General features: G+C 64.6%; 12 protein-coding genes. 3 read left to right on the top strand and 9 right to left on the bottom strand.

Annotation, left to right across the window (positions count from 1 at the left end):
• From VIQ49_RS10160 to VIQ49_RS10150, 3 genes are all read left to right on the top strand, one after another.
• Positions 1–413 (top strand): endonuclease domain-containing protein (locus VIQ49_RS10160; protein WP_331883997.1); only part of this gene is annotated, 413 nt, incomplete at its 5' end.
• Positions 410–1,072 (top strand): hypothetical protein, encoded by a 663-nt coding sequence (locus VIQ49_RS10155; protein WP_331883994.1) that lies wholly within the window; start codon positions 410–412, stop codon positions 1,070–1,072. The genes VIQ49_RS10160 and VIQ49_RS10155, both read left to right, overlap by 4 nt.
• On the top strand, positions 1,069–4,338 hold the full coding sequence (locus VIQ49_RS10150; RefSeq protein WP_331883991.1) for an AAA family ATPase: 3,270 nt from the start codon (positions 1,069–1,071) through the stop codon (positions 4,336–4,338). The genes VIQ49_RS10155 and VIQ49_RS10150 overlap by 4 nt, the downstream gene beginning before the upstream one ends.
• A 181-nt stretch (positions 4,339–4,519) precedes the next feature.
• On the opposite strand, the gene rpsQ is transcribed toward VIQ49_RS10150, so the two are convergent.
• The 9 genes from rpsQ to rplD all read right to left on the bottom strand — a co-directional run.
• Complete coding sequence (gene rpsQ, locus VIQ49_RS10145) at positions 4,520–4,810, bottom strand: 30S ribosomal protein S17 (RefSeq protein WP_020109925.1); 291 nt, start codon at positions 4,808–4,810, stop codon at positions 4,520–4,522.
• On the bottom strand, positions 4,807–5,049 hold the full coding sequence (rpmC, locus tag VIQ49_RS10140; protein ID WP_331883987.1) for a 50S ribosomal protein L29: 243 nt from the start codon (positions 5,047–5,049) through the stop codon (positions 4,807–4,809). The genes rpsQ and rpmC overlap by 4 nt, the downstream gene beginning before the upstream one ends.
• Positions 5,049–5,465 (bottom strand): 50S ribosomal protein L16, encoded by a 417-nt coding sequence (rplP, locus tag VIQ49_RS10135; protein WP_020109927.1) that lies wholly within the window; start codon positions 5,463–5,465, stop codon positions 5,049–5,051. Before rplP ends, rpmC begins: the two co-directional genes overlap by 1 nt.
• A gap of 3 nt (positions 5,466–5,468) precedes the next feature.
• Complete coding sequence (rpsC, locus tag VIQ49_RS10130) at positions 5,469–6,299, bottom strand: 30S ribosomal protein S3 (RefSeq protein ID WP_331883980.1); 831 nt, start codon at positions 6,297–6,299, stop codon at positions 5,469–5,471.
• Positions 6,299–6,700, bottom strand: coding sequence for a 50S ribosomal protein L22 (gene rplV / locus VIQ49_RS10125; protein WP_331883977.1), 402 nt, complete (start codon positions 6,698–6,700; stop codon positions 6,299–6,301). Before rplV ends, rpsC begins: the two co-directional genes overlap by 1 nt.
• Complete coding sequence (rpsS, locus tag VIQ49_RS10120) at positions 6,701–6,982, bottom strand: 30S ribosomal protein S19 (RefSeq protein ID WP_331883974.1); 282 nt, start codon at positions 6,980–6,982, stop codon at positions 6,701–6,703.
• A 19-nt stretch (positions 6,983–7,001) separates the two neighbouring features.
• On the bottom strand, positions 7,002–7,838 hold the full coding sequence (rplB, locus tag VIQ49_RS10115; protein ID WP_331883971.1) for a 50S ribosomal protein L2: 837 nt from the start codon (positions 7,836–7,838) through the stop codon (positions 7,002–7,004).
• A 41-nt stretch (positions 7,839–7,879) separates the two neighbouring features.
• Positions 7,880–8,185, bottom strand: a complete 306-nt coding sequence (gene rplW, locus VIQ49_RS10110; protein ID WP_331883968.1) for a 50S ribosomal protein L23 — start codon at positions 8,183–8,185, stop codon at positions 7,880–7,882.
• Between the two features lie 5 nt (positions 8,186–8,190).
• Positions 8,191–8,801: 50S ribosomal protein L4 (gene rplD / locus VIQ49_RS10105; protein WP_331883965.1), on the bottom strand; the 611-nt coding region annotated here is incomplete at its 5' end.

Below are 8,801 nucleotides of genomic sequence, written 5' to 3'. Positions count from 1 at the left end.
GCGAAGCCGTTGATCACGCCCCCTGGACGCTGCCCGCCGTGACGTTTCCGCCCATCTCCGGACGGCCACACCCGGCCAGCGCGGCCGAGCAGCGACTCGAGTCCCACCTGGTGTGCGCGGCCTGGGCTGCCGATCGCAGATGGAACCACCTTGTGCCGACCGGCGATCTTCAACCGTTTGTCCGAGCAGATCTGGTGTGGCCGGATGCGAGACTTGTGGTCGAGATCGACGGCCCCGAACATCGAACCGCCACGAAGTACTCCGACGATCGGACGCGGGATGTCGCGCTGCAACTTGCCGGATACCTGGTGGTCCGCTTCACAAATGAACAGGTGCTGAGCGATACCACCCGAGTTGCAGACATAATCGAGACGCTGCGTTCTGATCGCTTGGCTGCAAAGGAGCTCCCGTGACCACTTCGGACCTCACCGGTACCGAAATGATCGTCCTGCTGGTGTTGATGGCCGAGGGACGAGGCCTCACCAACACCGAGATCAAGGAACACGGGCCCGAGCTCAAGGCCCCGAGCCGTCGCAAACTCAACAGTCTGGGACTCATCGACAGCGATACGTCGAAGGTGCCGCACAAGCACTCGCTGGCCGATCGCGGCTGGGCCACGTGCAACGAACTCCTCGGCACCACGCCACCGGCCGGCACCACACCGCAGGGCAAAGCACTCTTCACCGTGCTCGCCGGTCTCGGCCGTCACTTCCGGCGATCGAATCTTCGATTGGCGGATGTCTTTCTGCCATCAGAAGATTCGGTCGCACAAGATCCTGTCACCCCGAGTTCATCCGAACAGACCACAGCCGACATCGAAACCCGGGTGGTCGACGCCTACCGGTCGCTGGCCGCCAAACCGGGCGCATGGGTGTCGTTGCGCAGACTTCGGCCGGCGTTGAGCGACGTCAGTCGCTCAGACCTCGACCGCGCCTTCCGGGAGTTGTACACACAACCGGGCATCACCTTGATTCCGGAAGAGAACCAGAAGACATTGACCTCAGACGACCGGGCCGCCGCAATCTCGATCGGCGGCCAGGACAAGCACCTCATCTACGTGGAGACCGTGTGACTTCCGTATCGCCCCTCGAAGCGCTCGCCAAGGCACGCAGCGGATTCTCCAACTCAGCGCATACCCGTGACGATGTGTGGATCTCGCACAACGACATACACGTCGACGGACTGCACGCCCGGGCGTGGCGAGCAATCGAACGCGCCGTCGCCGACGCGCAGGAGAGCACCGGACCGAGTCCGCTCGGGGTGGTCTTGCAGGGCCCGGCCGGTTCCGGCAAGACCCATCTTCTCGGCCAGGTGCGCGAGTACGTGCAGAAGCACGACGGCTACTTCGTGATGCTCGACCTGCTCGATCCCAGCGACTTCTGGCGCACACTGCTCAGTTCATTGCTCGACTCCCTGAACCGGCAGATCGCACCGCCCGTCGACAAGACCCAACTCCACGACGTGATGCAGCGTCTCGCCGACCGGGCGGGCACCTCGCGGGTGGCCCGCCGTGCGATCTCGGGGGAAACCCTCGTCACGCCCGCAATTCTCGACGAGTTCGTGAACGGTCTGCGCAAACCGCTGCCCGCCCTCATCCGCGGACACCACGCAACCCTGAGGGCGCTGGTCCTGTCCGCGGCACCGAGTTCACGGCTCAACGATCTCGGCATCGCCTATCTCGAGAACAACATCGACGAGATCGACCCGGCCGAGCGAACCGAGTGGCAGCTCCCACCCCGAGCGCTCCCCTACGAACAGACCGTCCGGGCCATCTCGGAGTACATGGCGGTGACCGGGCCCACCGTTCTGGCCATCGACCAGATCGACACCTTGCTCGCGCAATCTCGATCCGGAACGGACACGCCCTCCTCGACTTCGACCTACGCGGCTTCCGTGGTCGACCTGTTGGCACATGGGCTGATGTCCGTTCGAGAAGTGCTGCTCCGCACGGTTTGCGTGGTGTCGTGCCTACCGAGTGCCTGGACCATCATCGAAACCCAGGCGACAGCATCGGTTCCGGACCGATTCCGAGCCAATTTCATCCTCGAAGGACTGCCCGACGGCACCTTCGCCCGAACGCTGGTCGAACGACGGCTCTCCAAATCATTTGCTGCACTAAGCTTCACACCGCCCTACCCGACCTGGCCCGTCCAGGATCAGGCCTTTGCCGACGCCACCTCGCTCAATGCCCGGCTGCTGATCAAACGTGTCGACCGGCACATCAACGACTGTCTCGACAACGAGGTCGCGACCGAGCTCGAGTCCCTGGTCGACCAGCCGGCCAGCGTTGTCCTGGCTCCGTCACAGCCGAAGAACGCCGGCGCCGTCGAACCTCCGGCCGGCGACCTCGACGAGGTCTTCGGGCGCCACATCCGAAACGCCCTCACCGCACCGGCCTTGGACCCGAAGAAGGAAGACGACGTGATCCCGGCGTTGCTGAACGCCGGATTGCGTGCCTGGGCAGTCGAATCGGGTTCGGACGACTTCACGATCGATCAGGTCGGTGGCCAGTTCCGCCTCCATGCCCGACTGCGACAGACGCTCGATTCCCTCACGGACGATGAACATCACTGGGCGTTCCGCGCGATCTCGGCCACCCACGCCGGTGCCGTTCAGTCACGTCTCCGCAACGCCTCGATCGACGCCGGCCTGTCAGGGTCGGTCCCGCGTCGTCAGCTCTTCATACTGCGGAACATCGATTGGCCGGGTGGACCGAAGACAGCCGACATGGTCGCCGAATTCACCTCCAACGGTGGCCAGGTACTCGCACTGTCCTACGACGACCTGGCCGCACTCAGTGCGCTCAACGAGATGACAAAGACCATGCCCGCCGGGTTCGACACGTGGCTCCGGACGACGCGTCCCGCCCACCAGATCGAGTTCCTCCGAATCGCACTCGGCGATGCCGGGGCGCAGCCACAGCGCGCAACCGCACCGGCAGCTGACACCGACTGGAGCAACCCGGACCGCGTCCCCGTCGAACAACTCCCCGTCCACCACCACACCCCCGAGCTCCAGACACCGGGCGAGCCCACTCCCGAGCGATCCGCGGAGATCACCACGGAGATACCGGTTTACGTCGACGGCGACCACCCGCAGGTTCCGGCCCCGTCCGCCGTCTCCACGGCGATCAACCTTGGCACATCGCGAGCGGGAGAGACTGCGACCGTCGACCTCGAAGCTCTCCGGAAACACACCGTCATCTTCGCGGGGTCGGGCTCGGGAAAGACGGTGATGATCCGCCGGCTGATCGAAGAATGTGCGTTGCTGGGCGTTTCGGCCATCGTCCTCGACCCCAACAACGACCTCGCCCGGCTGGGAACGGCCTGGCCCGACCCACCGTCGGGGTGGTCGGGTGACGATTCGTCCAGGGCCGCGGAGTACATCGATACCGTCGAGACCGTGATCTGGACGCCGCGGCGCACATCCGGGCGCCCGTTGAGCTTTCGGCCGCTCCCCGATTTCGGTGCGGTGCGCGACGACCCCGACGAGTTCGAGTTGGCTGTCGATGCCGCCGTCTCGGCGCTGAAACCCTACGCGCGGGTCGGCGGTGCCAAGGCAACGCGCCAAGAAGCGATCCTCAAGCAGACAATGGCCCTGTACGGCAAGCGATCCAGCGGATCCCTCGTCGAATACATCGAACTCCTGGCGGAAATGACCGACGACATGAGCGGGCTCGTCGATACCGAGAAGCTCGCCGGACCGCTCGCCGAGAATCTCAAAGCCGCGATGATCAACGATCCCATGCTCGGGGGTGACGGGATTGCAGTCGACCCTGCCGTCCTGCTGACCCCGACCGCCGGTAAGCGGGCGCGGATCTCGGTGATCAGCCTCATCGGACTGCCCGACGAAAGCCAACGACAGGGTTTCGTGAACCAACTCGAACTCGCACTGTTCGCCTGGATCAAGAAGAATCCGGCCGGCGATCGCCCACTCGGCGCGTTGTTCGTCATGGATGAGGCACAGACCCTGGTCCCGTCAGGGCGCGTGACCCCGTGCACCCGAAGCACGGTGGCGCTCGCATCGCAGGCACGGAAGTACGGTCTGGGACTGATCTTCGCGACGCAGGCTCCCAAGGGCATCGACGCCAAGATCGTCGGCAACGCGTCCACACAGTTCTTCGGCCGCCTCAACACTCCGGTACAGATCAACGCGGCCAACGAGATGGCGTCGGCAAAAGGCAGTCGCATCAGCGACATCGGGCATCTGGCCACCGGTGAGTTCTACGTCGCGCCGGACGGCGGGCCGTTCTCGAAGGTCAACACCCCGCTGTGCCTGAGCCACCACCCCGCGTCCCCGCTGTCCGATGACGAGGTCCTCGCCCTCAGCCGAGGCTGACACCCCGCACCACCCCGCCACCCCGCCACCAAAATTCGCTCCGCTTGCCTGCGTACGCTCCTGTTGCAATAGGAGCGTACGCAGGCAGGCGGAGCGAATTCGGGACATGGGCATCGGGGCCGGACACAAAAGCGGCCCGCCCCCATTCAGGGACGGGCCGCTCTCGTTGTAAAGCGTTGGCTTACTTGGCCTTCTCGAGGACCTCAACCAGACGCCAGCGCTTGGTGGCGCTGGTGGGGCGGGTCTCCATCAGGCGAACGCGGTCGCCGATACCGGCGGTCTCGTTCTCGTCGTGAGCCTTGACCTTGCTGGTGGTGCGGATGATCTTGCCGTAAAGCGGATGCTTCACACGATCTTCCAGCTCGACCACGATGGTCTTCTGCATCTTGTCCGAGACGACATACCCGATCCGCTCTTTGCGGCGTGCACGCTCCTCGGCGGATGTTTCTGTCACTTCCTGGTCCTTACTCATGCGTCGTCACCGTCCGTGGCTTCGGGTCCGGCGGCCAGGCCCAGCTCACGTTCCCGCATGACGGTGTACACGCGCGCGATTTCGCGACGCACGGTACGCAGCCGGCGGTTGTTGTCGAGCTGGCCGGTGGCCATCTGGAACCGAAGGTTGAACAGCTCTTCCTTCGACTCACGCAAACGTTCGACCAGTTCTTCGTCACTGAGCTCGCGGAGCTCGGTGGCGGCGATTCCGATACTCATCAGAACAGCTCCTCCCTGGTCACGATGCGGGTTTTGATCGGGAGCTTGTGCTGCGCGCGGCGCAGGGCCTCGCGAGCAGTCTCCTCACTGGGGTAGCTCATCTCGAAGAGGATGCGACCCGGCTTGACCGGGGCGACCCACCACTCGGGCGAACCCTTACCGGAACCCATGCGGGTTTCGGCAGGCTTCTTCGTCAACGGGCGGTCGGGGAAGATGTTGATCCACACCTTGCCGCCACGCTTGATGTGCCGGTTGATGGCGATACGAGCTGACTCGATCTGACGGTTGGTGATGTACGCGCTTTCCAGAGCCTGGATGCCGTAGTCACCGAACGTCACCTTGGTGCCGCCCGTGGCCTGACCTTTCAGGCTGGGGTGGTGCTGCTTGCGGTGCTTGACCCGACGGGGGATCAACATGCCTCAGCCCTCCTGGTTCTCGGCCTGCGCGGGCGCAGGCGTTGTCGCTGGAGCGTCGGCGGCCGAAGCATCGGCGGTCGCTGCGCGGCCGGCCTCAGTGCTGGTCGCGGTGGTACCCGACGAACCGCTGCGACGCGGACGGCTGGGCCGACGCGGACGACGGTCATCGCTGGGAGCAGCAGCCGAGGCGAGTTGCTCGCGCTTGCCACCGACGATGTCGCCCTTGTAGATCCACACCTTCACGCCGATACGGCCGAAGGTTGTCTTGGCCTCGTACAGGCCGTAGTCGATGTCTGCGCGAAGGGTGTGCAGCGGCACACGGCCTTCACGGTAGAACTCGCTACGGCTCATCTCCGCACCGCCGAGACGACCCGAGCACTGGACCCGGATTCCCTTGACGTTGGGCTGACGCATGGCCGACTGGATGGCCTTACGCATCGCCCGGCGGAAAGCCACACGGTTGCTGAGCTGCTCGGCGACACCCTGTGCCACCAGCTGAGCTTCCGATTCGGCGTTCTTGACCTCGAGGATGTTCAGCTGCACCTGCTTGCCGGACAGCTTCTCCAAGTCGCCACGGATCCGGTCGGCCTCGGCGCCGCGGCGACCGATGACGATGCCCGGACGGGCGGTGTGGATGTCGACGCGAACCCGGTCACGGGTGCGCTCGATCTCCACCTTGGCGATGCCGGCGCGCTCGAGGCCGGTGGCCAGGAGCTTGCGGATGGCAACATCCTCTTTCACGTATTCCGCGTACTGCTTGTCTGCGTACCAACGGGACTTCCAGTCCGTGGTGATACCGAGACGGAAGCCGTGCGGGTTGATCTTCTGGCCCACTACTGAGCTCCCTTCCGGCGGTTGCGGCTGGTCGCCGCACCCTTGTCGGCGATGCTCTCGACGACGACGGTGATGTGGCTGGTCCGCTTACGGATCCGGAACGCACGCCCTTGGGCACGCGGACGGAAACGCTTCATGGTCGGTCCCTCGTCGGCGAACGCCTGCGACACCACGAGGGTGCGACGGTCGAGGTCGAGGTTGTTCTCGGCATTGGCGACGGCGCTGGCAAGCACCTTCGCCACCGGCTCGCTCGCTGCCTGGGGCGCGAACTGCAGGATGTCGAGAGCTTCGTCCACGTTCTTGCCGCGAACCAAGTCGATGACACGACGCGCCTTCATCGGCGTCACACGCACAAAACGAGCGGTCGCCTTGGCGGTCGGGTTGGTTGTTTCAATACTCATCTACCGACGCTTCGCTTTCCGGTCGTCTTTGATGTGTCCCTTGAAGGTGCGCGTCGGCGCGAACTCGCCGAGCTTGTGCCCGACCATCGAATCCGAGACGAACACCGGGACGTGCTTGCGACCGTCGTGGACGGCGAAAGTGTGTCCGATGAAGTCCGGAATGATGGTGGACCGACGGGACCAGGTCTTGATGACCTGCTTGGTGCCCTTTTCGTTCTGAACATCGACCTTGCCCAACAGGTGGTCGTCGACGAACGGGCCTTTCTTGAGGCTGCGTGGCATTCTCTAACTCCCTCCTGGGTTATCGCTTGTTCTTGCCGGTGCGGCGGCGGCGGACGATGAGCTTGTCGCTCGGCTTGTTCTTGCGGGTGCGGCCCTCGGGCTTGCCCCACGGGCTGACCGGGTGGCGTCCACCGGAGGTCTTGCCCTCGCCACCACCGTGCGGGTGGTCGACCGGGTTCATGACGACACCACGGACGGTCGGGCGCTTGCCCTTCCAGCGCATGCGGCCGGCCTTGCCCCAGTTGATGTTGCTCTGCTCGGCGTTGCCCACCTCGCCGACGGTTGCGCGGCAGCGCACGTCGACACGGCGGATCTCACCGGAAGGCAGACGCACGGTGGCGTAGGCGCCTTCCTTACCCAGCAGCTGCGCTCCGGCGCCGGCGGAACGGACCATCTTGGCTCCGCCGCCCGGACGCAGTTCCACGTTGTGGATCTGGGTACCGGTCGGGATGTTGCGCAACGGCAGGCTGTTGCCCGGCTTGATGTCGGCGGTCGGACCGCTCTCCACCACGTCGAACTGCTTCAGGCCCTTGGGTGCAAGGATGTAACGCTTTTCGCCATCGACGTAGTGCAGCAACGCGATCCGCGCAGTGCGGTTGGGGTCGTACTCGATGTGAGCGACCTTGGCGTTGATGCCGTCTTTGTCGTTGCGACGGAAATCGATGAGGCGGTAGGCCCGCTTGTGGCCACCACCCCGGTGCCGGGTCGTGATGCGGCCGTGCGCGTTTCGTCCACCCGTGCTGTGCAACGGACGAATCAGCGACTTCTCCGGGGTACTACGAGTCACCTCGGCAAAGTCTGCGCCAGACGAGCCACGACGACCGGGAGTCGTCGGCTTGTACTTACGAATTGCCATGAGTCTTCTTGTCCTCTACTTCTTCGACAGTCCGCCCGGCGTCAGCCGACCGGCCCTCCGAAGATCTCGATGGGCTTACTGTCGGCGGCCAGGGTCACGATCGCGCGCTTGGTGTCCTTGCGCTTGCCGTAGCCGTACTTGGTCCGCTTGCGCTTGCCCTGACGGTTGGCGGTGTTCACGCTCGTGACCTGCACGTCGAAGATCTCTTCGATGGCGATCTTGATCTGGGTCTTGTTCGACTCCGGGTGCACGAAGAACGTGTACACGTTGTCCTCGATCAGCCCGTAGGACTTCTCGGAGATCACCGGGGCCAGGATGATGTCACGGGGGTTTGCCTGAACAGTCATGAAACTCAGGCCTCCTTCTCGTCTTTGTTCGCACCAGCAATGAAGGTGCCGAGGGCTTCGCGGCTGAAGACAACCTCATCGGCGTCGAGGACGTCGTAGGTGTTCAGCTGATCGGGAGCGATCGGCAGCACGTGCTGCAGGTTCGCAACGCTCTTCCATGCAGCGGTGTCCTCACGGCCGACCACCAACAGGAACTTCCGGCGATCAGACAGCTCTTCGAGGAACAGCCGTGCCGTCTTGGTCGACGGGGCCTGCCCGGCAACCAGTTCGGTGATCACGTGGATGCGCTCGTTGCGCGCCCGGTCCGAGAGGGCTCCGCGCAGGGCGGCTGCCTTCATCTTCTTGGGGGTGCGCTGGCTGTAGTCACGCGGCTGCGGGCCATGGACGATGCCACCACCGGCGAACTGAGGGGCGCGGGTCGAGCCCTGACGAGCGCGACCGGTTCCCTTCTGGCGGTAAGGCTTTGCGCCACCACCGCGGACCTCGGCCCGCGTCTTGGTGGAGTGCGTTCCCTGGCGTGCCGCACCCAGCTGGGCGATGACAACCTGATGCAGGAGCGAGATGTTCGCCGGCGCGTCGAAGATCGCGGCGGGCAGATCGACGGTTCCGTCGGTCT

It is taken from the genome of Williamsia sp. (assembly GCF_036566845.1).
Lineage (GTDB): Bacteria > Actinomycetota > Actinomycetes > Mycobacteriales > Mycobacteriaceae > Williamsia.
This window is presented reverse-complemented; position numbering and strand designations above follow the sequence as displayed.

Bases quoted from the DNA above. Each gene is read 5' to 3' on its own strand.
- rpsQ (WP_020109925.1), bottom strand. From the start codon at position 4,810: ATGAGTAAGGACCAGGAAGTGACAGAAACATCCGCCGAGGAGCGTGCA.
- rpmC (WP_331883987.1), bottom strand. From the start codon at position 5,049: ATGAGTATCGGAATCGCCGCCACCGAGCTCCGCGAGCTCAGTGACGAA.
- rplP (WP_020109927.1), bottom strand. From the start codon at position 5,465: ATGTTGATCCCCCGTCGGGTCAAGCACCGCAAGCAGCACCACCCCAGC.
- rplV (WP_331883977.1), bottom strand. From the start codon at position 6,700: ATGAGTATTGAAACAACCAACCCGACCGCCAAGGCGACCGCTCGTTTT.
- rpsS (WP_331883974.1), bottom strand. From the start codon at position 6,982: ATGCCACGCAGCCTCAAGAAAGGCCCGTTCGTCGACGACCACCTGTTG.
- rplB (WP_331883971.1), bottom strand. From the start codon at position 7,838: ATGGCAATTCGTAAGTACAAGCCGACGACTCCCGGTCGTCGTGGCTCG.
- rplW (WP_331883968.1), bottom strand. From the start codon at position 8,185: ATGACTGTTCAGGCAAACCCCCGTGACATCATCCTGGCCCCGGTGATC.